This is a genomic window from Senegalia sp. (in: firmicutes), from assembly GCF_052088025.1.
Taxonomy (GTDB): domain Bacteria; phylum Bacillota; class Clostridia; order Tissierellales; family SIT17; genus Anaeromonas.
This window is the reverse complement of record NZ_JBQCYD010000009.1, coordinates 1-26,364: the sequence shown is the minus strand read 5'-3', so window position 1 is coordinate 26,364 and position 26,364 is coordinate 1. Positions and strand designations below refer to the sequence as shown.

Annotated in this window: 25 protein-coding genes and 1 riboswitch; of the genes, 24 read left to right on the top strand and 1 reads right to left on the bottom strand. The window is 31.1% G+C overall.

The genetic code is table 11. The features are described 5' to 3' along the window. The first annotated feature begins 219 nt into the window (after positions 1-219). On the top strand, positions 220-2,163 hold the full coding sequence (locus ACTHUW_RS03640; RefSeq protein WP_442211021.1) for a methyl-accepting chemotaxis protein: 1,944 nt from the start codon (positions 220-222) through the stop codon (positions 2,161-2,163). A gap of 23 nt (positions 2,164-2,186) precedes the next feature. On the opposite strand, the gene ACTHUW_RS03635 is transcribed toward ACTHUW_RS03640, so the two are convergent. After that, positions 2,187-3,005: an AraC family transcriptional regulator gene (locus ACTHUW_RS03635; protein WP_442211022.1), complete on the bottom strand. Its 819-nt coding sequence runs from the start codon at positions 3,003-3,005 to the stop codon at positions 2,187-2,189. A gap of 153 nt (positions 3,006-3,158) precedes the next feature. On the opposite strand from ACTHUW_RS03635, the gene ACTHUW_RS03630 reads away from it, so the two are divergent. From ACTHUW_RS03630 to ACTHUW_RS03520, 23 genes are all read left to right on the top strand, one after another. Next, entirely contained in the window at positions 3,159-4,520 is a 1,362-nt protein-coding gene (locus ACTHUW_RS03630; RefSeq protein WP_442211024.1) for a carbohydrate ABC transporter substrate-binding protein, read from the top strand. Between the two features lie 61 nt (positions 4,521-4,581). Next, the gene (locus ACTHUW_RS03625) at positions 4,582-5,472 is read left to right on the top strand and encodes a carbohydrate ABC transporter permease (protein WP_442211025.1); all 891 of its coding nucleotides are present in this window, start codon (positions 4,582-4,584) and stop codon (positions 5,470-5,472) included. A gap of 15 nt (positions 5,473-5,487) precedes the next feature. Then, entirely contained in the window at positions 5,488-6,345 is an 858-nt protein-coding gene (locus ACTHUW_RS03620; protein ID WP_442211026.1) for a carbohydrate ABC transporter permease, read from the top strand. A 5-nt stretch (positions 6,346-6,350) separates the two neighbouring features. Then, a complete protein-coding gene (gnpA, locus tag ACTHUW_RS03615) occupies positions 6,351-8,528 on the top strand; it encodes a 1,3-beta-galactosyl-N-acetylhexosamine phosphorylase (RefSeq protein ID WP_442212500.1) in 2,178 nt (725 codons plus the stop codon). Beyond that, complete coding sequence (locus ACTHUW_RS03610) at positions 8,521-8,685, top strand: DUF6903 family protein (protein WP_442199420.1); 165 nt, start codon at positions 8,521-8,523, stop codon at positions 8,683-8,685. Before gnpA ends, ACTHUW_RS03610 begins: the two co-directional genes overlap by 8 nt. Before the next feature lie 10 nt (positions 8,686-8,695). Continuing rightward, positions 8,696-9,664: an N-acetylglucosamine kinase gene (locus tag ACTHUW_RS03605; RefSeq protein WP_442199419.1), complete on the top strand. Its 969-nt coding sequence runs from the start codon at positions 8,696-8,698 to the stop codon at positions 9,662-9,664. A 77-nt stretch (positions 9,665-9,741) separates the two neighbouring features. Next, a complete protein-coding gene (locus tag ACTHUW_RS03600) occupies positions 9,742-10,983 on the top strand; it encodes a Gfo/Idh/MocA family protein (protein ID WP_442199418.1) in 1,242 nt (413 codons plus the stop codon). Positions 10,984-11,177: 194 nt separating this feature from the next. Continuing rightward, positions 11,178-11,906: a GntR family transcriptional regulator gene (locus ACTHUW_RS03595; RefSeq protein ID WP_442197293.1), complete on the top strand. Its 729-nt coding sequence runs from the start codon at positions 11,178-11,180 to the stop codon at positions 11,904-11,906. Between the two features lie 17 nt (positions 11,907-11,923). Beyond that, a complete protein-coding gene (locus ACTHUW_RS03590) occupies positions 11,924-13,096 on the top strand; it encodes an SIS domain-containing protein (protein WP_442212498.1) in 1,173 nt (390 codons plus the stop codon). A gap of 30 nt (positions 13,097-13,126) precedes the next feature. Beyond that, complete coding sequence (agaV, locus tag ACTHUW_RS03585) at positions 13,127-13,603, top strand: PTS N-acetylgalactosamine transporter subunit IIB (RefSeq protein ID WP_442210904.1); 477 nt, start codon at positions 13,127-13,129, stop codon at positions 13,601-13,603. 66 nt (positions 13,604-13,669) lie between these two features. Then, positions 13,670-14,440 (top strand): PTS N-acetylgalactosamine transporter subunit IIC, encoded by a 771-nt coding sequence (agaW, locus tag ACTHUW_RS03580; RefSeq protein ID WP_442197296.1) that lies wholly within the window; start codon positions 13,670-13,672, stop codon positions 14,438-14,440. Further along, on the top strand, positions 14,430-15,272 hold the full coding sequence (locus ACTHUW_RS03575) for a PTS system mannose/fructose/sorbose family transporter subunit IID (protein WP_442197297.1): 843 nt from the start codon (positions 14,430-14,432) through the stop codon (positions 15,270-15,272). The genes agaW and ACTHUW_RS03575 overlap by 11 nt, the downstream gene beginning before the upstream one ends. Before the next feature lie 60 nt (positions 15,273-15,332). Next, positions 15,333-15,758 (top strand): PTS galactosamine/N-acetylgalactosamine transporter subunit IIA, encoded by a 426-nt coding sequence (agaF, locus tag ACTHUW_RS03570; RefSeq protein ID WP_442212496.1) that lies wholly within the window; start codon positions 15,333-15,335, stop codon positions 15,756-15,758. Between the two features lie 15 nt (positions 15,759-15,773). Next, positions 15,774-16,931: an N-acetylglucosamine-6-phosphate deacetylase gene (nagA, locus tag ACTHUW_RS03565; RefSeq protein ID WP_442212494.1), complete on the top strand. Its 1,158-nt coding sequence runs from the start codon at positions 15,774-15,776 to the stop codon at positions 16,929-16,931. Continuing rightward, positions 16,932-17,786 (top strand): tagatose bisphosphate family class II aldolase, encoded by an 855-nt coding sequence (locus tag ACTHUW_RS03560; RefSeq protein ID WP_442210910.1) that lies wholly within the window; start codon positions 16,932-16,934, stop codon positions 17,784-17,786. Positions 17,787-17,795: 9 nt separating this feature from the next. Beyond that, positions 17,796-18,722 carry a 1-phosphofructokinase gene (gene pfkB, locus ACTHUW_RS03555; protein ID WP_442212492.1) on the top strand — a complete coding sequence of 309 codons (927 nt, stop codon included), beginning with the start codon at positions 17,796-17,798 and terminating at the stop codon, positions 18,720-18,722. A 57-nt stretch (positions 18,723-18,779) separates the two neighbouring features. Further along, positions 18,780-19,580, top strand: coding sequence for a Cof-type HAD-IIB family hydrolase (locus ACTHUW_RS03550; RefSeq protein WP_442210914.1), 801 nt, complete (start codon positions 18,780-18,782; stop codon positions 19,578-19,580). A 43-nt stretch (positions 19,581-19,623) separates the two neighbouring features. Further along, positions 19,624-21,780, top strand: a complete 2,157-nt coding sequence (locus tag ACTHUW_RS03545; RefSeq protein ID WP_442212490.1) for a Tex family protein — start codon at positions 19,624-19,626, stop codon at positions 21,778-21,780. A gap of 20 nt (positions 21,781-21,800) precedes the next feature. Continuing rightward, positions 21,801-22,874 carry an ornithine racemase Orr gene (orr, locus tag ACTHUW_RS03540; protein WP_442212488.1) on the top strand — a complete coding sequence of 358 codons (1,074 nt, stop codon included), beginning with the start codon at positions 21,801-21,803 and terminating at the stop codon, positions 22,872-22,874. A 105-nt stretch (positions 22,875-22,979) separates the two neighbouring features. Then, complete coding sequence (locus ACTHUW_RS03535; RefSeq protein ID WP_442197305.1) at positions 22,980-23,933, top strand: Gfo/Idh/MocA family protein; 954 nt, start codon at positions 22,980-22,982, stop codon at positions 23,931-23,933. 76 nt (positions 23,934-24,009) lie between these two features. Further along, positions 24,010-24,768 carry a metal ABC transporter ATP-binding protein gene (locus ACTHUW_RS03530; protein ID WP_442210922.1) on the top strand — a complete coding sequence of 253 codons (759 nt, stop codon included), beginning with the start codon at positions 24,010-24,012 and terminating at the stop codon, positions 24,766-24,768. Further along, positions 24,765-25,577: a metal ABC transporter permease gene (locus ACTHUW_RS03525; protein WP_442210924.1), complete on the top strand. Its 813-nt coding sequence runs from the start codon at positions 24,765-24,767 to the stop codon at positions 25,575-25,577. Before ACTHUW_RS03530 ends, ACTHUW_RS03525 begins: the two co-directional genes overlap by 4 nt. Positions 25,578-25,657: 80 nt before the next feature. Next, positions 25,658-25,779: riboswitch (FMN riboswitch) on the top strand. 98 nt (positions 25,780-25,877) lie between these two features. After that, a partial coding sequence (locus tag ACTHUW_RS03520) for an ECF transporter S component (protein WP_442212486.1) occupies positions 25,878-26,364 on the top strand: 487 nt, incomplete at its 3' end.

Genomic DNA, 26,364 nt, shown 5'->3' with positions numbered 1-26,364 from the left:
ATAAATTTAATGTCGAATATATATATAGATAGTAAAATCAAAAGAAGAATGGGGGAAAAGTATTGAAAAAAAAGCCAAAGATTAAAGGGTTTTAAAAATTTATCTAGTAAATTTAAAAAGATTAAATTCAAACCAATACCCTTTAAATTTAAGGGGGTTAAAAAAAGCACTAAAAAGGCTAGTGAAAAAAGTAAGAATATCAAAAATCAGCTTATAGCAATGGTTCTAATTCTTTCACTTATACCAATCATAATAATAGGTCTTATAAATTATAATTTTGAAAAAAAGAATATGATAGAAATGAGTAAGGAATCTAATTTAACTATTGCAAAATCAATATCACAGCAGGCAAATTCCATGGTACTAAGTTCATTCAATGCCATAGAAACTATTTCTAAGTCAAATGATTTCACTCAAATGGAGACACGTGATGCAAATAGTTTACTAAAAAGCATACGTGATGAAATATCATCAATTGATGATATTTATATATTAGATATGAATGGAAATGCTCTAGTATCTACCAAGGATACTACCAAAACTCTTGCAAATGAATTATATTTTGTCATGAGTAAGGGTGGAGCAGAGTACATAACTAATTCTTTCATAGATAATAATACTAAAAAACCAGGTGTGATGATATCAGTGCCTATAAAAGATAAACTTATGAATGTTACAGGTGTAATATCAGCCAAATTAAATGTAGAAGAGCTGAGTAATATTGCTAAGTTTCAGAAAATTGGTGAAACAGGAAATGCATACATAGTAGATAAAACAGGTATAACAATAGGGCATGAAGATTTCAAGAATAAAATAGTAAAGAGATATAATTTTGTAGAAGAAGGAAATATTGGAGCTATAAAGGCAGTAGATAAGAAAACAGATGTAGAAAGATATGAAAATCAAGATGGAAAAGATGTAATAGGAGCTTACACTACAGTTCCATATACTAGTTGGGGTGTAGTGGTAGAACAAGATGCTAAAGAGTTAGAAAATATGGCAAGTGGCGCTCTTAAAAGGACAAGTTTAATAGTAATACTTGCAGGTATTATAATAGCTATTTTAACAGCTATAATATCAAAATTATTTACAAATCCAATAATAAACCTAGGTAAATCTGCTGAGAAGATCAAAAATGGAGATATGACAGAGGAAATTCCTGTAACATCTAAAAATGAAATAGGCTTACTTCAAGCATCCTTTGGCAGTATGATAGCTTCCCTTACAAATGTAATAAACAAGGTAAATATAGCTTCAGATAATATAAAAAATACAATTGAAGATTTAAAGATGAGATCAGAACTCACAGTAAAGGCTTCAGAAGAAATTTCTGCTGTAGTAGAACAAGTTGCAGCAGGTACAGAAAATCAAATTCATTCTACACACGCAACTAGCATGATAATAGAAGAAATGGTTAAGAAGGTTGATGAAGTTGATAGTAAGGTCAAATACATAGAAAATGCCGCAAGTCATGCAACAGATATTGCATCACTTGGAACAGTACATATAAATGATACACAAGAGGCTATAGAAAGTATTGTAGAAAAGGTAGAAAATTCATCTACAAAGATTGCTTCCCTTACTAAAGAAACTCAAAAGATAGGAAAAATCATAACCTTCATAGATAATATATCAAGCCAAACAAATTTACTTGCATTAAATGCAGCAATAGAAGCAGCGCGTGCTGGTGAAGCTGGTCGTGGCTTTACTGTGGTAGCTGATGAAATAAGGAAATTAGCTGAACAAACAGGAAGTGCTTCAAAAGATATAGTAGGTATCATAAATGGCATTCAAAAAGATATGGGTGATGTGACTGTTTCTATGGATGAAAGTATAGTAGAAGTAAATAAAGGAAGTAATGTAATAGGAAAGGCAACAGAATCTTTTTCTAATATAAAAGAAGAGACTAAAAAGGTAAATGAAGCAATTTCTAATTTTACAAGCATAGCACAAATGCTTACTGTTGGAATGAATGAAATAGAGACTAGCATGAGAGAGGTAAGTTCAGTAAGTGAGCAAACAGGAGCTGGAACTCAAACTGTTCTTGCAAGCAGTGAAGAGCAACAATCAGCTATAAGCCACGTAGAAGGTCTTGCAGATAATTTAGATCTTTTGGCAGATGAGTTGATTTCTATAGTAAGTGAATTTAAAGTAAAAGAATAAAAAATCCTCTTTTGAGGATTTTTTTATTCCTTATTTTTTTCTCTGTATTCACGAGGAGTCATATTGACTCTTTTTTTAAATATTTGATTGAAATATGATTGACTTGAAAATCCTACTATTTTAAATATTTCTGTAAGTGAGTGCTCTGTGGTTTCAAGTAGTATCTTTGAAACAGATATTCTCTTATCTATCAAATAATCTATTGGGGTCTTGCCTATATTTTCTTTGAATAATCTGCTCATATAAAATTTATTCATATATGCAATGGAAGCAAGTCCATCAAGTGATAGATTTTCTGCATAATTAGTATCTATATAATCTTTGATATATGAACATTCTTTGGTCACATTTTTGTTGTTTTCTAATTTCATATTATCTGTTGATAATCTCAATATATTAAATATAAGTATCTCTAAATAATTTTGGCACATATTTGTATAAAAACTATGCTCTAATTCTATTTCTTCTATGATTTTTTCAAGATAATAAAGCACTTCTTCCTTTTTTTCATTGAAATTGTAAATGGTATATGGATTTTCATCATCCACAGAAAGTCCTTCTATGCCTATTACAATATATTCTAAGGCATTTGTACCTTTGGATGATTCAGTATGTATGACATTTGAATTTACAATTATTAGATCATCCTTACCTACATTAAAGACTCTTTCTTCTATTTTAAATATTCCCTTGCCATGAGTAACATAAAACATCTCTGTGAAGGGATGCATGTGCATGGTAGAATGCCAATCTGTATCATATTCAGCCTTTGATACATATAAAAGTTCTGGTTTTATGCTTACTTCATCCTTTTTTTCAAATTTATAAAGTATATTTGACATATTAATCCCTCCAATAGTATCTACTATTTAATTATATTGATAATTTATCAAAAAAGCAATATACCTAAAAAAAGAATCAATATAATTATAGAGAATATTTTAAATTAAATATACAATGTATTTAAAGAAATAAAAAAAGGGAGGATTTTTTAAATGAAAATGAAAAGGTTTTTAGCGGTACTTATGATATTTACACTTGTATTCACTACAGTAGCATGTTCAAATGATTCATCTGATGATGGTGCAAACGATTCCGCAGATGATGGGGAAAAGGTACTTAAGATTGCAGGTTTAAATGGTGGCTATGGGACAGAGCATTGGGAAGCTTTGGCGGAAAATTTTGAAGAAAGCCACGAAGGAGTTAAGGTTGAATTAACTTTAGAAAAAAATATAGCAGAAGTATTAAGACCTCAAATTCAAGCAGGAAATTCACCAGACCTTATTTATTTAGCAGTGGGTGGAGAAGGAAAGCTAACTGATACTTTAATCAAAGAAAAAGCAATCCAAGATATAGACGATGTATTTGAAATGGACGTACCAGGTGAAGATGTAAAGGTAAGTGAGAAATTAATTGATGGATTTACAGATACACTTATAACAAATCCATATGAAGATGGAAAGACTTATTTAGCACCATTATTCTATTCACCAACAGGATTATTTTACAATGCAAACAATTTTGATGGTAAGTATGAATTACCTACAACTTTTGATGAGTTTTTTGCTTTAGGAAAAGAAGCTAAGGGTGATGCTGCCTTATTTACTTATCCGACAACAGGATATTTTGATGCATTCTTCTATGCATTATTAAATGAAACAGGTGGTCCAGATGTATTTAACAAGGCAATGAACTATGATGTAGAAACTTGGAAGAGTGATGAAGTTAAAGAGGCTTTTGAAATAGTAGGTAAAATAGGAGATTACACTCATGAGAACACAGTATCTCAAGCAAATGGTGAAAACTTCACTAAAAACCAACAAATGATATTAGACAATGAAGCTCTATTTATTCCAAATGGTACATGGTTACCAGGTGAGATGAAAGATGCTCCAAGAGAAGATGGGTTTGAATGGGGACTTATGGCCCTACCAAAAGTATCTGAAGGTGGAGATAGATATTCATACACTTTCTTTGAACAAATGTATATACCAAAAGAAGCAAAAAATGCTGATTTAGCTAAAGAATTCATGGCATATATGTATAGTGATGAAGCAGCAGAAATCATATATGAAAAAGCAGGAGCAGTTCAACCTATTAAAGGCGCTTCAGATATGATGAATGATGATGATCCAAATAAATTATATTATTCAATATATGATAATGAAGATACAAAGGCAGCAATGGGTGGATTTGCAGCAGCTCCTCCAGTTGAAGGTGTAGACTTAACTAGTGGAGAAGGTATATTATTTGGAACAATAAACTCTGTTGTATCAGGAGATAAAACAGTAGATGAATGGCACAAGGAAGTAGTAGAAGCAGTAGAAAAGATAAATGAAGCTAAGGAAAATCAATAGAATAAAATAGTATATGGTGGATAAATTTTATCCACCATATTATTTTAAGAGGTGATAGTTTGTGAACAATAAAAGTCTTAGGAGATTTATAATTCTTTGTCTTTCCCCAGCACTTATATTATTTTCAATATTTATGTTATATCCGACCTTTACGGTATTTAGGATGAGCTTATATAAATGGGGTGGACTTTCTTCAGAAAAGTTATTTGTAGGACTAAATAATTTTAAGATATTAATGAAAGATGAAAACTTTTTAAGGTCCTTTCAAAATACAATATTTTTAATAGTAGTTGTAGCTATTGTCACATTTATTATTGCAATAGTTTTTGCTTCGATACTGGTAAAGGAAAATGTAAAGGGACAAAATTTCTTTAGGGTGGTATTTTATATACCAAATATATTATCTGTTGTTGTAATATCTTCCATATTTTCAGCCATATATGAACCAGATCAGGGACTTATAAATTCTACACTTTCCCTTATTAATGGAGAAGGCTTTAAAAGCATACAATTTTTGGGTAATCAAGATATTGTAATATATTCTATAGCAGGGGCAATGATTTGGCAGGCTATAGGATACTATATGGTAATTTATATGGCAGGAATGAGTTCAATTCCTGAGCAGTTATATGAATCAGCAGAAATTGAAGGGGCAAGTAAGATAAGACAGTTTTTTGAAATTACCCTACCCCTAGTATGGGATACAATAAGAACTACGCTTATATTCTTCATAATAAGCTCAATAAACCTATCCTTCCTATTTACAAAGATAATGACAAGTGGAGGGCCGGATGGTTCTAGTGAGGTATTCTTATCATATATGTATAAACAGGCATACAACAATGCCTCATACGGCTATGGAATGAGCATAGGTGTTGTAGTATTTACATTCTCATTTTTATTATCAGGTATAATAAGTAAGATTACAAAAAGAGATACATTGCAGTATTAAATTGGAGGTTTTAATATGAGTAAACTTTATAAAACATTTATATATGTTGCTCTTATATCTTTAGCTTTAAGCATAATATTGCCCGTTGGATGGGTATTTATGGCATCTATAAAGGAAAACTCAGAATTTTATGGAAATCCTTGGTCCCTACCAGATGGATTCCACTTTGAAAACTTTGTAGAAGCTATAGCTGAAGCTAATATGGGAGAGTATTTTTTAAACTCAGTTATAGCAACATCTTTAGGTCTTGTAATACTTCTAGCAGTATCAATACCTGCAGCATATGTGCTTGCTAGATTTGATTTTAGGGGAAAAAAATTTATAGATAGACTCCTTATGGCAGGCTTATTTATAAATGTTAACTATATAGTAGTACCAATATTTTTGATGTTACTTGATTGGGATAGGGGCCTAATGAATTCTATGGGTTCAGGATTTTTCTTGGATAATATTGTGGTTCTAGCCCTAGTCTATGCTGCAACTGCCATACCATTTACGGTATTTTTACTTTCAAATTTCTTTAGGACCCTACCTAAGGCATTTGAAGAGGCAGCATTTATTGATGGGGCAGGATATTTTACTACCATGGTAAAGGTAATGGCACCTATGGCAAGGCCAAGTATAATAACTGTTATACTTTTTAACTTTTTGGCATTTTGGAATGAATACATCATAGCCTTAACCCTTATGCCAAATGCATCAAAGACCTTACCAGTTGGACTTATTAATCTTATGCAGACCCAAAAAGCTGCTGCAAACTATGGACAGCTTTATGCAGGGCTTGTAATTGTAATGCTTCCAACACTTATTTTATATATTATGGTTCAAAAGAAATTAACCCAAGGTATGACCGTTGGTGGAGTGAAAGGATGATATAGATGAAGAGAAAAGGAAATTTAACATTACCAAGTGAATCAGGATTTTTGGATGAAACTAAGGAATTAATAGATAGATGGGGTGCAGATGCCCTTCGTGATAGTGATGGTACAAAACTTTCAGATGACCTTAAAAAATTAGATGCAAAAATTTATACCACATATTTTGTAAGTAGGGGTCACAATGATTTTGCAAGAGAAAACATGGATGAATGCCAGCACTTGTATTTGATGAGTGATTTCAATCTTGCAACAAGCGACACATTAGAAGTGAAGTTTATGGATGGGTATTTTAGTGAACAAGTAAGGCCTGACTATGACCACGATCCAAAGAGATTTTGGGAAGTTATAGACAGAACTAGTGGGGAGCTTGTTGATAGATCTAATTGGGATCTAGATAGTGAAAGGGATACAGTGATAATAAAAAATGCCAAGGAATTTCATGAATATACTGTATCATTTTTAACCTATGCCATATGGGACCCTACTCAAATGTACAATCATATAACAAATGATTGGGGTGATAAGGAACACGATATACCATTTGACGTGAGAAAAGAAAAATCTTCTAAATTCGTAGAAGATTATATAGAAAATTGGTTAAAGGAAAATGAGGATACCGATGTAGTTAGGTTTACAACCTTCTTTTATCATTTTACCCTAGTATTTAATGATAAGGGTAAGGAAAAATTTGTAGATTGGTTTGGCTATAGTGCATCAGTATCACCAGAAGCCTTAGATGCCTTTGAAGAGTCAAAAGGATATAGACTTAGACCAGAAGATATAATAGATGAAGGCTATTATAATTCACCATTCAGGGTGCCTAGTAAGGAATTTTTAGACTTTATGGATTTCCAACAAGAATTTGTATCAAATAAGGCAAAAAGCCTGGTAGATAAGGTACATGATTCAGGTAAGGAAGCTATAATGTTTCTAGGTGATAACTGGATAGGAACTGAGCCTTATGGAAAATATTTTAAAAATATAGGACTTGATGGAGTAGTAGGCTCTGTAGGTGATGGGGCAACTCTTAGAATGATTTCAGAAATACCCCATGTAAAATATACAGAGGGTAGATTTTTACCATATTTCTTCCCAGATACCTTTAGGGAAGGAAATGATCCAGTAATAGAAGCAAAGGATAATTGGTTATCAGCAAGACGTGCTATAATGAGAAAACCAGTGGATAGGATAGGTTATGGCGGATATTTATCTCTTGCATATAAATTCCCTAAATTTGTAGATTATGTTGAAAATATTGCAGATGAATTTAGAGATATATATGATACCATTAATGGTGTAAAACCATATAGTGGGCTGAAGGTTGCCATACTTAATTCATGGGGTAAAATTCGTTCATGGCAGACATTTATGGTGGCTCATGCACTTTGGTATAAGCAAATTTATTCATATCTTGGAATATTAGAGTCTCTAAGTGGTATGAGTGTAGATGTGGAATTCATCTCATTTGATGATGTAAAGACAAATGGAATAAATTCTGATATTGATGTAATAATAAATGCAGGGGTAGAAGGTACAGCATTTAGTGGTGGAATCAATTGGTTAGATGAAAAATTAATCACTACAATTAGAAAATGGATATACAATGGTGGAGGATTCATAGGAATAGGTGAGCCAAGTGCAATTCGTCACGAAGGAAGATTCTTTCAATTAGCAGATGCCCTTGGAATAGATAAGGAACTTAGTTTTTCCCTAAGTACAGATAAGTACTTTGATGAAGAGGAAGAAGAACATTTTATAAGTAAGGATTTAAAAGGAAAAATAGACTTTGGGGAAAGCATGAATAATATATATTCTTTAAGTGAAAAGACAGAGATAATAGAATATAGTAATGGTGAAATTCATTTATCATCTAATGACTATGGAAAGGGACGAGGAGTTTATATTGCAGGGCTTCCATACAATAAAGATAATGCAAGACTTCTAATGCGCTCAATGTTCTATGCAGCACACAAGGAAGAAGAATTATATAGGTATTTTGCAAGTAATCCTGCTGTTGAAGTAAATGCATATCCTGATATAGACAAATATGCCATAATAAATAACACTGATGAAGAACAAAAATCAATAATATACGATGGAGATGGCGATTCATATAATGTAGAATTAAGCCCTGGTGAAATTTCATGGGTAAATATAAAAGGTGATAATAATGGATAAATTTAAAGGCATATTAGCGGGAGTATTCTTTGTAATTCCCCTATTTTTAATAATAAAGGGCCAAACCATAAATGACCTAAGAGGCTTTAGTATGATGATGATAGGACTTACAGGTCTTTTAGTAGAACTATATTTATACAATAAAAAATATGCATAGAGGTGGTATTTTGAACTTTTTAGGAGTAGATGGCGGGGGAAGCACTACTGAATTTATACTTATAAATGAAACCGGAGAGGTGCTTTCTAAAAAATTAAAGGAAACATGCCATTATAAAAACACATCTTTTGATACATTTAAAAGGGTATTAAAAGAAGGTGTTGATGACATATGTGAGTCTTCTAATATAAAAATAAATGATATAGATTATTCCTATCTTGGGATACCAGGCTATGGTGAAATATCAGCTGATATGCCTATTTTAGAAGATATAATAGAGGATATATTAAAGGGGACTAATTTTAAAATAGGAAATGATTCAGAAGTAGGATGGGCAGGATCCCTTGCAGCAATGCCAGGAATAAATATAGTGGCAGGAACTGGCGCTATAGGATTTGGAATGGATGAGTTTGGAAAGACTGCAAGAGCTAGTGGCTGGGGACATTTTATAGGGGATGAGGGCTCAGCATATTGGCTAGCTTTAAAAGTGCTTGAATATTTTTCAAAAGAGTCAGATGGAAGATTAGAAAAAACCCCCCTGTATAATATATTAAAGGACCATTTTAACTTAGAAGATGACTTTGATTTGATAGATATAATGACTAAGGATGAAAATATAAAAAGAAGTGAATTAGCAAAACTTGCAAAAATTCTAACCAAGGCAGTAGAAAAAAAGGATATATATGCCCTTGAAATTTATAGGAAGGCCGCATATGAACATTTCTTAACCATAAGGACCGTGATAGAAAGGCTTCATTTTGATAAAAATAGTAAAATAAAGGTATCATACTCAGGCGGAGTATTTAAGGCAGGTAAATTTATATTAGAACCTCTAAGAGACTATCTAGATAAGTTAGATGCAAATATAGAACTTATAGCCCCAATACTTTCACCAATAAAGGGAGCAGCCCTATATGCTAGTAAACTTTACTTTGGTGAAGTGAAAGAGGAAATACTTGAAAAGTTGAAGGAAAGGTAAAAGATAAGATTCTTCGCTTGCGTTCAGGATCATATGATATAATCAAGCTAAATATAGTAGATTAGGGGGATAAGTCTATGAAAATAAAAGTTGCCTTAATTGGAGCAGGACAAAGGGGCAAGGATATATATGGTGAATATGCTATAAAAAATCCAGAAAATATAGAATTTATTGCTGTAGCTGAACCAAACAAAGTAAAAAGAGATATGTTTAAAAAAAGACATGGTATAGATGATAAATATGTTTTTGAATCTTTTGAAGAGTTACTAGAAAAAGACAAATTTTGTGATGCAGTAGTTATTGCAACCCCAGATGGTAGTCATTTCATACCAGCTAAATTAGCCCTTAAAAAGGGATATCATATATTACTTGAAAAGCCTATGTCCAACAAGAAGGATGAATGCATGGAGCTTGGAAAACTTGCTGGGGAAAATGAAAGAGTATTTCTAATAGCCCATGTTCTTAGATATACACCATTTTTTAGTAAGATTAAGGAGATTATAGATAGTGGTGAGATTGGAAAACTCATGACTATATCTCATAATGAAAATATAGGATATTTTCACTTTGCTCATAGCTTTGTTCGTGGTAACTGGAGGAACTCGGATTTATCAAGCCCTTTAATTTTACAAAAAAGTTGTCATGATATGGATATATTGTTGTGGTTAGTAGGGGAAAGTTGCAAGAAAATATCTTCTTTTGGACACTTATCTTATTTTAAAGAAGAAAACCATCCAGAAGGTGCAGGGCAAAGGTGTATAGATTGTAAGGTAGAGGCGACATGTCCATATTCAGCTAAGAAATTATATTATAAAAACATAGGTAATTGGCCAACAACTGTTATAAGTGATATACAAACAGAAGAAGCAGTTACAAGGGCATTAGAAGAAGGTCCATATGGCAGATGCGTATATCTTTGTGACAATAATGTATGTGATAATCAATCAACAATAATGGAATTTGAAAATGAAGTCACAGCTACATTTAATTTATCTGCATTTACAAATAAGGTTCATAGAACTATAAAGATTATGGGTTCAAAGGGAGAAATCAGAGCAGATGATAGTAAAAATGAAATTGAAGTAGAACTATTTGAATCTAATGAAAGAATAATTTACAATCCTAAAGTTCTAGTAGGAGGTCATGGTGGTGGAGATACAGGTATAATGAATGATTTTATAGCTTCAATACTATCTGAAGATGGTAATGGACTTACTTCTGCATCTAAATCAGTGCAAAGTCATATAATGGCATTTGCAGCAGAGGAATCACGATTAGTAAATAAAAACATTGATATAAAAGAGTTTATGCAAAGATAAGATTCTTCGACTATGCTCAGGATGACCATATTGTCACTCTGAGAATAGTCGAAGAGTTTATTTTAAATTATCAAGTAATATTTTCATATTTTTTTTCATATAATTAAATAAAATACTTGACAACGTTATCTTTTCATTATAATATTAACTTAAGAACTGGTACGCACAACATAACAACATGAGAAGGTGATATGGTGGTAGAAATAGATAAAAGCAATAAATTGCCTTTATATTATCAGTTATATGAAATAATAACTAGAGATATAAAAAAGGGAACTTTTGATGAGTACGACAAATTGCCTTCGGAAAGAGAACTATGCGAAAGGTTCGATATTAGCCGCTCTACTGTAAGGCAAGCAATGAATGAACTTGAAAAAGATGGTTATATTTATAAAGAGCATGGAAAAGGAATATTTGTATCTTCTAAATCTTTTAAACAAGATTTACTTAATTTTTATAGTTTTACAGATGAAATGAAAAAAATAGGAAAACATCCAAGTTCCAAAGTATTAGATTTTCAAAAAATTAAAAGCGATGAAAAATTAGCTAGGAAACTGGGTATTAAAATAAATGAAGATTTATATAAGTTTACAAGATTAAGACTTGCAGATGATGAACCTATTATGCTAGAAACTTCATATTTACCAGAGTCTAGATTTCCTGATTTAACTAGAAATGAATTAGAAGAAAAGCCAATGTATGATATTTTTAGAGAAAAATATGATGTAGAATTTTCAAAGGCAGAAGAGAGGTTTAAACCAGTTAATACCAGAAAAGTTGAAGCAGAGATATTAGATGTTAGTAGGAAGGTACCAGGCATGATGATTGAAAGATACACTTATGAAAATCAAACAGTCATTGAATATACAGTAGGTATAGCGCGAGGAGATAAATTTGAATATAGAGTAATGCTAGAAAAATAAAACTAGGAGTGAATGAATTGGATAAAATTTTTGGTAACAATGTAGAAAAACTTAAAAGTGAAGGGGGATATATTACATCTTCAGAAATATATAATCAACCTTCAGTATGGAGAGATACTTTTAAAATAGTAGAATCTAAAAGAGATGAATTAAAAGCCTTTTTAAATCCTATACTAAATAAGAAAGATTTAAAAATTATATTTACAGGAGCTGGAACTTCAGGATTTATAGGAGATACTGTTGTACCAAGCATCAAAAAGAAATTAAATTTAGATGTAGAATCACTTCATACAACAGACATAGTAGCAGATCCTGAAGCTTATTTGAAAAAAGATATTCCGACACTTTTAATATCTTTTGCACGTTCTGGAAATAGTCCTGAATCTGTCGCTACAATAAAACTTGCAGAAGATTTAGTAGATGAATTATATCAAATAGTAATAACTTGTAATAAAGATGGAAAATTAGCTAAAAATATAAATCCAAAGACAGATAAATCTATCATATTACCAGAAGAATCAAATGATAAGGGATTTGCTATGACAAGTAGCTATACTTCTATGGTTTTATCTTCACTTATGATTTTTGATTTAGAAAATTTAGATAATAAGAAAAAAGATATAAACAAATTATTTACTATAGGAGAAGAATTATTAGATGATACTGAAATGATAGAAAGTATCTCAAATTCTAATTTTAAAAAGATAGTTTATCTTGGAGCTGGTGCATTTTATGGTTTAGCACGTGAGTCATCATTAAAATTACTTGAACTTACACAAGGAGATATTGTTACAAAATATGATACTCCACTAGGATTTAGACATGGTCCTAAGTCTATAATGGATGACCAAACACTTATTGTAATGTATTTATCTCGTGATGAATATACTAGAAGATATGAAATTGATTTATTAAAAGAATTATATAATCCTGATAGTAAATATAAAGTTTTAGCTGTATCTGAAACATATTCAGAAGAAGTAGATGATTTAAGTCATTATCATATAGCTTTAAATGAGAGCGAACTAAAATTAGATAAGGCATATTTAGCAATTGATTATGTAATTGTTCCACAAGTAATTTCAGTATTAAAATCATTAGGCACTGGTATAAATCCAGATAATCCTAGTCCTGATGGAAGTGTTAATAGAGTAGTAAAAGGGGTAAGCATATACCCATACAACAAATAAATTTTTCTAAAAAATTAAAGGAGTGATTTGATGGCAAATATTTTACTTACAAGAATAGATAACAGGCTTGTTCACGGTCAGGTTGGTGTTACATGGACTAGTTTCTTAGGAGCTAACTTAGTATTAGTTGCAAATGATAAGGTTGCACAAGATGAGGTAAGACAAAACTTAATGGATATGGTATTACCTGATACTGTACAAACTAGATTTTTTACACTTCAAAAGACAATTGATGTAATTCACAAGGCAGCAGATAGACAAAAGATCTTTATTGTAGTTGAAACACCACAAGATGTACTTACACTTGTAAAAGGTGGAGTGCCTATAAAAGAAGTTAATATAGGAAATATGCATTATGCTGAAGGAAAAGAACAGTTATCTTCTACTATATCTGTAGATGAAGATGATAAAAAGACTTTCAAAGAATTAAATGAATTAGGAGTAACATTTGATATGAGAAAAGTTCCTGATGATAAGAGGAACAAAGATATATTAGACATGATTTAGATTATATCCAGAACTTTTGGGACTTTAAGTCCCAAGGCTCTGGCTAAATAAAAGGAGGTAATATAAATGTTACAAGCTTTACTTTTAGCACTATGGGCTGGAATAGCTGGTATTGACTTATTTAACGGTCTTACACATATTCACAGACCTCTTGTATCTGGACTTGTAGTCGGTCTTATACTTGGAGATGTGCAAACAGGACTTATAACAGGTGGTATGCTTGAACTTGTTTGGATGGGTATGGCACCACTTGCAGGAGCACAACCACCAAACGTTGTAGTTGGAGGTATCATTGGTGCAGCATTTGCAATACTTGCAAATTTAGAACCGGAAGTTGCAGTAGGAATAGCAGTACCATTTGCAGTAGCAGCACAAGCAGGAGTTACACTTTTATTTACAGCTTTTTCACCAGTAATGCATAAGGCTGATGAATATGCAGAAAATGCAAATTTAAAGGGTATTGATAGGATTAATTATTTAGGACTTGCAATTTTATTTGTATCATATTTTATAGTTGTATTCTTACCAATTTATTTTGGAGCAGATACTGCGGAAACAGTAGTAAACATGTTACCACAAACATTTATAGATGGACTTTCTACAGCGGGTGGAATCATGCCAGCTATAGGTTTTGCACTACTTCTTAAGGTAATGTTTAAGACACAATATATAGCATTTTTGATTATAGGATTTGTATTAGTTGCATATTTAGAATTACCAATACTTGCAGTAGCACTTATAGGAGCTGCAATAGCAATGTATGATTTCTATAATAATAAAGATAAAACAAACACACCACCACCACGCAATGAGGAGGTATATACAGATGGAATCTAATGTGAATAGAGAAGAATTAGTTGTTAATCCAGAATATAAGGATCAAAGGCCTGTAGAGTTAGATAGAAAGACTTTAACTAAGATGGCTTGGAGATCATTACTTTTACAAGCATCATTTAACTATGAAAGAATGCAAGCTGCAGGTTGGTTATATGGAATGAGTCCAGCGCTTGAAAAGATTCATAAGGAAAAAGAAGATTTATCAAAATCTATGAAGATGCATATGGAATTCTTCAACACTCATCCATTCCTTGTAACATTTGTAATGGGAATAGTTGCAGCAATGGAAGGTAATAAAAATGATACTGACACAATTCGTGGTATAAAGGTAGCAACAATGGGACCTCTTGGTGGAATAGGAGATGCACTTTTCTGGCTGACACTCCTTCCAATAGCAGCAGGTATAGGAGCATCACTTGCAATTGATGGTAGTGTTGCAGGACCTATAATTTTCCTCATATTGTTTAATGTAGTCCACTTTGGTCTTAGATTTGGCCTAATGTATTATGGATATAGAACCGGCGTTAATTCAATAGGAATATTAAAGGAAAGCACCAAATTAGTATCACGTGCAGCATCGATACTTGGTCTTACAGTTGTAGGTGCTTTAATTGCTTCATATATTAACTTAAAATTAGATGTAGTAATAAAAGCAGGAGAGGCAGAAGTTAATCTTCAAGAAGGTGTATTAGATCAAATTATGCCTAAGATGCTTCCACTTGGATATGCATTCCTAATGTATTTCCTACTTAAAAAAGGTTGGTCACCACTTGCACTTATTGGTATTACAGTAGTATTTGGTGTAGCAGGACAGTATTTAGGATTATTTTAATAATATAAATTAATATGGAAGGCAATTGCCTTCCATATTTTAAATGAAAGGAGTAAGATTATGATAGCTTTAATAATAGCAGGTCATGGTGAATTTGCAAAAGGACTAAATTCAGTAATAGAACTTGTAGCAGGAAAGCAAGAACTAGTAGAAACAGTAGATTTTTTAGAAAGTGATTCAACAGATGATTTAAAAAACAATATAAAAAAAGCCATAGATAATATGAATGCAGAAGGAACACTAATATTTACAGATATTCCAGGAGGCTCACCTTTTAAGATGAGTGTAGAATTATCAATGGAAAATGAGGGTATAGAAGTAATAGCAGGTACAAATGTACCTATGATAATGGAGATATTATTTGATAGGGAAAATGTAGATTTGGTAGAACTTAAAGAAAGAGCAATGGATACTGGTAAAAAACAAATAGTAACTTTTGAAATGAAGAAAAAAGAAAAACAAGAATTAGAAGATGATGGTATTTAAGGAAAGGTGATTAGTATGAGATATGCTATAAAATCAAAAGAGATATATGCAGAAGATGGAATCTTAGAAAATAGCTATATGACTATAAATGATGGAAAAATAGAAAATATATCAAATTCAAATGATGAAAAATTAAAGGTTATAGATGCATGTGATTTAAAGATAATTCCAGGACTTATAGATCTTCATATTCATGGAGCAGATGGATATGACACTATGGATGCAGATTTTGATTCACTTGATTCTATATCCAAGTATCTTGCAAAAAATGGGGTAACATCATTTTTAGCTACAACCCTTACAGCACCTATAAAAAAGATTGAAAATGCTATAGAAAATGTAGTAGATTCAAAAGAAAAGGGATTAAATGGTGCAGAAGTTTTAGGTATATATTTAGAAGGACCTTATTTAACTGAAGAACATAAGGGAGCTCACCCTGTAAAATTCATGCGTGAACTTAAATTAGATGAAATAAAGCATTTAGTTGCTTTGGGAAAAGGTAATGTGAAGATAGTTACAATAGCTCCAGAAAAGGAAAATTCAGCTGAAATTATAAAGTATTTAAAAGAAAATAATGTTGAAACTTCAATAGGTCATACAAATGCGACATATGAACAGACCATAGAAGCTATTAAAAATGGAGCAAAAATAGGAGTTCATACTTTTAATGGAATGACAGGACTTCATCATAGAAATCCTGGGGTTGTAGGAGCTATAATGGATAATAAAGACATTTATGCTGAACTTATAGCAGATAATATTCATGTAAATCCAGCAGTTATGAGAATACTTCATAGACTTAAAAAAGATAATGATAAATTATATTTAATAAGTGATTGCATGAGAGCAGGCGGACTATCTGATGGTAAATATTCTCTAGGAGAACTTGAAGTAATTGTCAAAGATTCAATAGCTAGAACAGAAAATGGCTCACTTGCAGGAAGTACACTTAAAATAAAAAATGGTGTAAAAAATATAAAAGAAGCTACAGGTATCAATCTATATGAAGCTATAAGACTTGCTTCAATAATTCCAGCAAAAGCTATGAATATGGATGATCAAATAGGTAGTATAAAAAAAGGTAAAAGAGCAAATATCACTGTAATAGATGATGACTTTAATATATATATGACAATTGTAGATGGAAAAGTAGTGTATGAGAGGAAGATGTAGATGTTTATTGTATCAAGTAAAAATTTATTAGAAGATGCGAGAAAAAAAGGCTATGCAGTACCTGCATTTAATATTCATAATTTAGAAACAGTACAAGTAGTAGTAGAAGCAGCAAATGAACTAAATTCTCCAGTAATACTTGCAGCAACTCCAGGAACTGTAGGCTATGCAGGTGAAGACTACCTTATGAATATAATGCAAGCAGCAGCAAAAATTTCACATGTGCCTATTGCATATCATTTAGATCATCATGAAGATGTTGAGGCTATAAAGCGTTCTATAAAACTTGGAGCAAAAGCAGTGATGATTGATGCATCTGCTCTTCCTTATGAAGAAAATATCAAGAAGGTTAAATCTGTAGTAGATTTTGCAAAAAAATATGATGTATCAGTAGAAGCAGAACTTGGAAAATTAGTTGGAGTAGAAGATGATTTAGTGGTAGAAGAAAGCGAATCTCAACTTACAGATCCAGAGCTTGCAAATGATTTTGTTAAAAGAACAGGAATTGATTCTCTAGCTGTAGCAATAGGTACAGCACATGGCCTATACAAATCCGAACCAAAAATAGATTTCGATAGATTAGAAAAAATAGAAGCAAAAGTTGATGTACCCCTAGTACTTCATGGTGCATCTGATGTACCTGATCAAACAGTAAAGAGATGTATAGAGCTTGGAATATGTAAGGTAAATATAGCAACAGAGTTAAAGATAGCTTATTCTGATGAACTTAAGAGATATTTAAAGGAAAATCCTAGTGCAAATGATCCTAGAAAATATATGTTTGATGCAAAAGCGACTATGAAAGATTTAGTTAAGAAAAAAATATTATTATGTAACAGTAACGATAAGGCTTAAGGTGATAAAATGATTGGAACGATTACATTAAATCCAGCAGTAGATAGAAGATATAATATAGATGAGCTGGCTAAAAATACAGTAAAAAGAACAGAAGATTATCATGCTAGTGCAGGAGGCAAAGGATTAAATGTTTCAAGAGTTATAAAATTACTAGAAGAAGATGTATGCGCATTTGGATTTTTAGGTGGAAATACAGGAGATTTTATAAGGTCTGAAATCAAAAAGATAGATATAATTGATAAATTCACAGATGTATGTGGTACAACTAGGACTTGCCTAAATATAATTGATAGTAATGGAGATAATATAGAAGTTTTAGAAAAAGGACCATATATATCAGAAGATGATAAGAATAAATTCATAGAAGAATTTAAAAATGAAGTAGAAAATCTAGATATAATCACAATATCAGGTAGCCTACCTAAAGGAATAGATATAGATATCTATTCTGAGATAATAGAAATAGCAGCTAGTAAGGGCAAGAAGGTAATACTTGATACAAGTGGGGATGTACTTTTAGAAAATCTCAAGTCAAAACCATTTTTAGTTAAGCCAAATAAAGAAGAATTAGAAAACATAACAAAAATAAAATTAGATTCTGAAGCAGCAATAAAAATGGCAGCCTATAAGATACTTAGTAAGGGTGCACAGAATATAGCAATATCTCTTGGAAGTAACGGAATGTACTTTTTTGGAGAAGAGGGAAATTTCAAAGTAGATATTCCAAAGGTAGATGTATCAAATACAGTAGGCTCAGGTGATAGTTCTGTTGCAGGTTTTGCATATTCTATTTCTAAGGGTAAAACAATAGATCAAGCATTAAAATATGCCAATGCTTGTGGAATGAGCAATGCCACACTTAAAGGAACAGGACAAATTGATATGGAGCAAGTAAATGAATTAATAGAAAAAATAATAGTTAGAAAAATATAAATAGCTGGGGTTTTCCTCAGCTATTTTAAATATAAAATTCTAGGAAGGTGGAAGAAAATGATTAAATTAATAGCAACAGATATGGATGGTACCTTACTTGATAGTGAAGGTAAGATAAATGATGAGTTTGATTATGTTTTTAATGAATTGATTAAAAGAGATATAAAGTTTGTAGCAGCAAGTGGAAGACAATATTATAAATTAAAGGAAAATTTCAAAAAGCATGCAGATGATATAATTTTCCTAGCAGATAATGGAACTATGGTAATGAGTAAGGATGAAAAATTATACTCTAAGGCACTAAATAAAGATCATGTAAAAGGAATAATTAAAGATGCAAAAGAATATGGTGGACTAAATTTAGTGCTTTCAGGTGAAAAAAAGGCTTATATAGATACCGATAAAAAAGAAATATTAGAAGAACTAGAAAAGTATTATAAGGAATATGAAATAGTAGAAGATTTATATGAAGTAGATGCTGATATATTAAAAATAGCTATATATGTACCAAAAGATGTAGAAGGTGCATATAATAATTACTTTGGACCAAGATGGGGAGAAAAAACCAAGGTATCAGTATCTGGAGAAGTTTGGATGGATATTTATAACAAGGCTACAAATAAGGGTATAGCTCTAAGAATGATACAAGAAAAATTTGATATAAAAAGAGATGAAACGCTTGTTTTTGGAGATTATTTTAATGATAGCCCAATGCTTAAGGAAGCAAAATATAACTATGCAATGGAAAATGCACCAGAAGAATTCAAAAAAGAAGCTGATTATATAGCAAAATCAAATGATGAAAATGGTGTATTAGAAGTTATAAAAGAAAAAATAAATTTGAGTAAACCCTCCTAAAAATATATAATAGAATAGATAAGTAAATTTAGGGGGAAATTAAATGGATATAGCTTTAAAAATCGCAAAAGAATTTGACATAAGGAAGAAACAAGTAGAAGATACTATTACTTTAATTGATGAAGGAAATACTATTCCTTTTATAGCAAGATATAGAAAAGAGGCAACGGGTGAATTATCTGATGAATTACTTCGTGACTTAGATGAAATGCTTACATATCTAAGAAACCTAGAAAATAGAAAAGAAGAAGTAATACGTTTGATAGGTGAACAAGATAAATTAACTGATGAATTAGAAAAAGAAATATTATCTGCAGAAAAACTTCAAAGAGTTGAAGATTTATATAGACCATATAAGCAAAAAAGAAGAACAAGAGCAACAAAGGCCAAGGAAAAAGGACTTGAACCTCTTGCTGAAATTATTTTACAAGGCAGGGAAGAAGGAAATATAGAAGAAATTGCAGAAGAGTTCATTGATGAAGAAAAGGAAGTTAATTCAATAGAGGATGCAATAAATGGAGCAAAGGATATAATAGCTGAAATAATATCAGACAATGCTGATTTTAGAAAATATATCAGAGGTGTATGGTATAATAAAACTGTTCTCACATCAAAAGTTGATGGTGAAGATGAAAATAAGACTTATGAAATGTATTATGAATATAATGAAGAAGTAAAAAAAATAGCCAACCATAGAATACTTGCAATCAATCGTGGAGAAAAAGAAAATATATTAAAGATTAGTTTAGAATCTCCAGATGATATTGTAGTTGATTATATAAAGCGTAATACAATAAGAAAAGAAAATTATATCTTTAAAGATATAATAAATGAAGCAATAGAAGACTCATATAAAAGACTGATAGCGCCATCCATAGAAAGAGAAATAAGAAATATACTTACAGAACGTGCAGAAGAAGAAGCAATAAAGGTATTTGCAAAAAACACAAAACCACTTCTTATGATTCCACCAGTTGCAGGTGTTAGAGTTATGGCAGTTGATCCTAGTTTTAGGACAGGTTGTAAGATAGCTATATTGGATGAGACAGGAAAATTATTAGATTATACTACTATATATCCAAATGAACCTCAAAACAAGGTAGAAGAATCTAAAGCCATTATGAAGGATTTGATTAAAAAATATAAGATAGATTTAATACCAATTGGAAATGGTACAGCATCACGTGAAACAGAAACTATTGTTTCTGATATGATTTCAGAAATGAGTGAAGAAGTATATTATACTATAGTTTCAGAAGCAGGAGCATCAGTATATTCGGCATCTAAACTTGCAACAGAAGAATATCCAGATGTAAATGTATCTATAAGAGGTGCTATAAGTATAGGTAGAAGATTACAAGATCCCCTTGCTGAACTTGTAAAAATTGATCCAAAATCCATAGGTGTTGGACAATACCAACATGATTTAAATCAAACAAAACTTACAGATTCACTTAAATCAGTAGTAGAAGATTGTGTAAATACAGTGGGTGTAGATTTAAATACAGCTTCACCTTCACTTTTAAATTATGTAGCAGGCCTATCTCCTGCTGTATCAAAAAACATAGTAAAGCATAGGGAAGAAATAGGTGTATTTAAAAACAGAAAAGATATTAAAAAAGTTAAAAGACTTGGTGGTAAGACCTTTGAACAATGTGCAGGATTCCTTAGAATAGCAGGAGGAGATAATCCTCTTGATAACACTTCCGTTCATCCAGAAAGTTATAAGACTACTATGAAGTTAATAGAAAAATTAGGCTATATCAAGGAAGATATAAAAGAAGGTAAACTTAAAAATATAGAAGAAAAAATTAAAGAATATGGTGAAATTGAAGATTTAGCAAATGATTTAGAAGTGGGACTTCCTACTCTTTTAGATATAGTAATAGAAATCAAAAAGCCAGGGCGTGATCCAAGAGAAGATATGCCAAAACCATTATTTAGATCAGATGTCTTGAAAATGGAAGATTTAAAAAAGGATATGATACTTTCTGGTACAGTTAGAAATGTAGTAGATTTTGGTGCTTTTGTAGATATTGGTGTAAAACAAGATGGTTTAGTTCATGTATCACAACTTAGTGATAGATTTATTAAAAGTCCAATGGATGTAGTTTCTGTTGGAGATAGTGTAGATGTAAAAGTTATGGATGTAGATTTAGTCAAAGGTAGGATTTCATTAACAATGAAAGGTCTTAAATAATATTAATGGGGGTTAATAAAATGACAAAGAAGTATCCAAGAATTGAAGTTGATTTAAAAAAAATCACTCATAATACTAAGGAAATGGTAAAAGTGTTTGGTGAATTGGGAGTAGAAATAGTAGGTATAAACAAGGTTACTTGTGGTTCAGTGGAAGTTGCAAATGCACTAATAGAAGGTGGAGTAAAAGTAATAGGTGAATCTAGAATAGAAGCATTAAAAAAACTAAAGGATATCAATGCAGAAAAGATGCTTGTTAGATTACCAATGATATCTAATGCTGCTGAAGTAGTAAAATATGCTGACATATCTCTAAATTCAGAGATTAAAACTATAAGAAAGCTCTCAGAAGAAGCGCTTAAAATAGGTAAAAAGCATAAAATAGTTTTGATGATAGATGTAGGAGATTTAAGAGAAGGAATATTTGATGAAGAAGATGCGCTGAAAACAGCAGGTCATATAATAGAGCTTCCTGGTGTTGAACTTGATGGACTTGGAACAAACCTATCTTGCTTTGGTGGAATAATGCCATCAGAAGAAAATCTAGAAAAATTAAATAGATTAAAGAAAAGAATTGAAGAAAAATATAATATAAAAATGAATACAGTATCAGGAGGAAATTCGAGTACTACTCATTTAATTCAAAAAGATAAACTTCCTAAATTCGTAAATCAATTAAGGTGTGGAACTCTACTTATGCTTGGTACAGTAGAAGTAACAGAAAGTAGGATGGATAATACATTTATAGATGCATTTATTCTTAAATCAGAAATAATAGAGCTTAAAAAGAAGCCTTCAAAACCAATAGGAACTCCAAATGTAGATGCATTTGGTAATATTCCGGAATTTGAAGATAAGGGTCAAATGACACGTGCAATATGTGCTATAGGTAGGCAAGATGTAGATTTAGAATGGATGAAACCAGTAGATAGCAATGTAGAAATACTAGGTGGAAGTAGTGATCATGCTATAGTAGATTTAACACATGCAGACAATAAATATGATATAGGGGATATATTAGAATTTGAACTAAATTATGTAGCAATACTAAGAGGTATGACATCACCTTTTGTATATAAGGAGTATGTCAAGTAAGTATTGTAAAAGGAACTTTGATTCAATTCAAAGTTCTTTTTTAATTAAATAATTTTTAATAGGGTAATATAGTATACATATGCTATTTTAAAAGGAGAATTTTAAATGGATAATATTAAATATGGAATTATAAGTACTGCTTCAATAGTACCAAGGTTCATAAATGCAGTAAAAGAAGTATCTAGTGGAGAGATAGTAGCTATAGCTTCAAGAAATATTGATAAGGCAAGAAAAAAGGCAGAAGAATTTCAAATACCTAAGTATTATGGTAGTTACATGGAATTATATGAAGATGAGGAAATAAATGTAGTTTATATTGCTACAATAAATAGCTATCATTATAAGGAAGCCCTACAAGCATTAAATCACAATAAAAATGTAATATGTGAAAAACCCTTTACTTTAAAAAGAGAAGAAGCAGAGCATTTATTTGATTTAGCAAAAGAAAAAGGACTATTTATAATGGAAGCACAAAAATCAGTGTTTCTACCAATAACAAATCAAGTAAAGAAAATAATAAAAGATGGAATTATTGGTCAAGTGAAACTAGTGAATTTCACAAGTTCTTATCTACCAGAAGCTGATAGTTGGATTAATTCAAAGGAAGCTGGAGGCGGAACATTATTTGCTAATGGAAGTTATTTCTTACAACTAAGTAAGTATCTTTTTGAAGAAGAAATAATAGAAGTAAATTCAATGAGTTTAATTGGGCCAAGGGGTGCTGATTCTCAGTATTCTATAAGTTTAAAATTAAATAATGATATTTTAATTAATTCTGCAACATCTTATCATGTTTTAACTACTAATAAAGCTCATATATATGGTGAATTAGCTTATATAGAGATTCCTAATTATTGGAAGGCTAGAAAGGCAAGTGTGGTATTTAATGATGGCAGTAGAAAAGAATTAAATTTCCCTTCTAAGTATGAATTAAAGTATGAAATAGAACATATTGAAGAATGTTTAAAGAATGATTTGATAGAAAGTCCAATAATGAATCGTCATATGACTGTAAGTACAATTGGTCTAATGGAATCTATCAGTAAAGAGTGGAGTTAAAGTTTAATCTTACTTAATATTGACAATGATGATAAAATAGAATGGATAAGCTTTAATCTACAAGGAAGGTGAAATTATGAATATAATAGAAGTAAATAATCTTACTGTTAATTATGGAAGTGTAACAGCTCTAGATAATATAAATATAAAGATAAAAAAAGGTGAATTTTTAGGTATAATAGGACCAAATGGTGGAGGAAAAACTACACTTTTAAAATCACTTTTAGGTCTTATAGATCCAACAAGTGGTCAAGTGAAGGTAAATGATGATAGACCTATAGGATATGTTCCTCAGTTTAGCAATTTTGATAGAACTTTTCCTATAAAAGTACTAGATGTTATACTTCTTGGTAGACTTGAAGGGAAAATAAAATTCTTTCATAAATTTAAAAGAAATGATATAAAAAGAGCAGAAGAAATAATGGAAAGTCTTGATATATTAAATTTTAAAGATAGACAAATATCACAGTTATCAGGTGGACAACTTCAAAAGGTGCTTATAGCAAGGGCTCTTATAATGGATCCACAAGTTATGATATTAGATGAGCCTACTGCAAGTTTAGATGCAAATGCTAAAACAGAAATATATAATTTATTGAAAAAATTGAACATAGATAAAACAATAATAGTAGTAAGTCATGATATAGGTGTAATCAACTCATACATAGATACGGTTGCATGCTTGAATAAAACAATGCATTATCATGGTGATGATACTAAACTTGGAAAGGAAACCTTAGAAAGTGTATATGGTTGTCCTGTAGAATTAATAGCACATGGTAATACTCCTCATAGAGTACTTCATGTTCATGAGGAAGAAGGTGGCAAAAAATGATATTAGAAGCATTTAAATATGATTTTTTTAGAAATGCCTTTATAGCTGCAATACTTGCATCTATAGTATGTGGAATAATAGGTACTATAATAGTAGAAAAAAGACTTGTAATGATGAGTGGAGGTATAGCACATACTTCATTTGGTGGTATAGGGCTTGGATATTTATTAGGATTTGAGCCCATACTTGGAGCATTTGGCTTTGCAGTTATAGCTGCCATTTCAATATCTACTATGACTAGACGTGCAAAGACTAATTCAGATGTATTAGTTGGTATATTTTGGTCAGTAGGGATGAGTCTTGGAATATTTTTTGTATCCCTCATGGAAGGGTATCCTCCAGATATGACATCCTATCTTTTTGGAGACATACTAACTGTTTCCAAATTTTCTATGAATATAATGATAGTAGCAAATATTATAGTGGTAGTAAGTATAGTGTTTTTATTTAACTATTGGAAATCATATTTATTTGATGAAGAATTTTCAAGAGTTTTAGGCATTCCTACAAGATTACTTGAGAATTTCTTATTTATAATGATAGCTTTAACAATAGTGGTACTTTTAAAGGTTGTAGGAATCATACTTGTAATAGCCCTACTAACAATACCACCTGCTATAGCAAAGTTATTTACTTATGATTTGAAAAATATGATGATAATTTCTAGCATAATAGGAATCATATTTACAGTTTCAGGACTATTCATATCCTATATATTTAATATAGCATCAGGTGCTACAATAATACTTTTAGCAGCATCTGCATATTTTATATTAGCTATATTTAAAGGTAAAGTAAATAAAAAATAAATTTGATTATAATGTTTTTAATTGACAAATTAATCACTATATATTATAATTAAGTTAAGATTAAAATAAAAAATTAAATAGTTAATCTTCAGGGCAGGGTGAAATTCCCGACCGGCGGTAAAGTCCGCGACCCATATGCAAATATGGTTGACTTGGTGAAACTCCAAGACCGACAGTAAAGTCTGGATGGAAGAGGATTAAGTATGTTACATACTTAATTATGTAGAATTTTAAGCCCTTGGGATTTATCCTAAGGGCTTTATTTATCTACCTGAAGAGCTATAACAGGAGGTATGTAAAATGTTGGCTACACAAAGAAAGGTAAATGTAAGGTATCTTACAAAAACATCAGTATTATCAGTATTAGCATTTTTAATTATGTTCATTGAGGTACCATTATGGTTTGCACCACCGTTTTTAAAGATTGATTTTAGTGATATACCAGCACTTATTGGAGCATTTGCATTAGGACCTATGACAGGGGTTGTAATAGAATTAATTAAAAATGTACTTAATTTAGCACTTGAAGGTACAACAACAGCTGGTGTTGGAGAACTTGCAAACTTTATTGTAGGTAGTTTATTTGTATTTACTGCAGCTAGTATTTATGAAAAGGGAAAAAGTTTTAAATCAGCTATAATAGGTCTAATAGCAGGAACACTTGTTATGACTGTGGTTGCAGCAGTTGCAAATTATTTCTTCTTATTACCTTTTTACTCAAAACTATATGGGTTACCAATTGATAGTTTTGTAGAAATGGGAGCAGTTCTTAATAAGTATGTTGTGG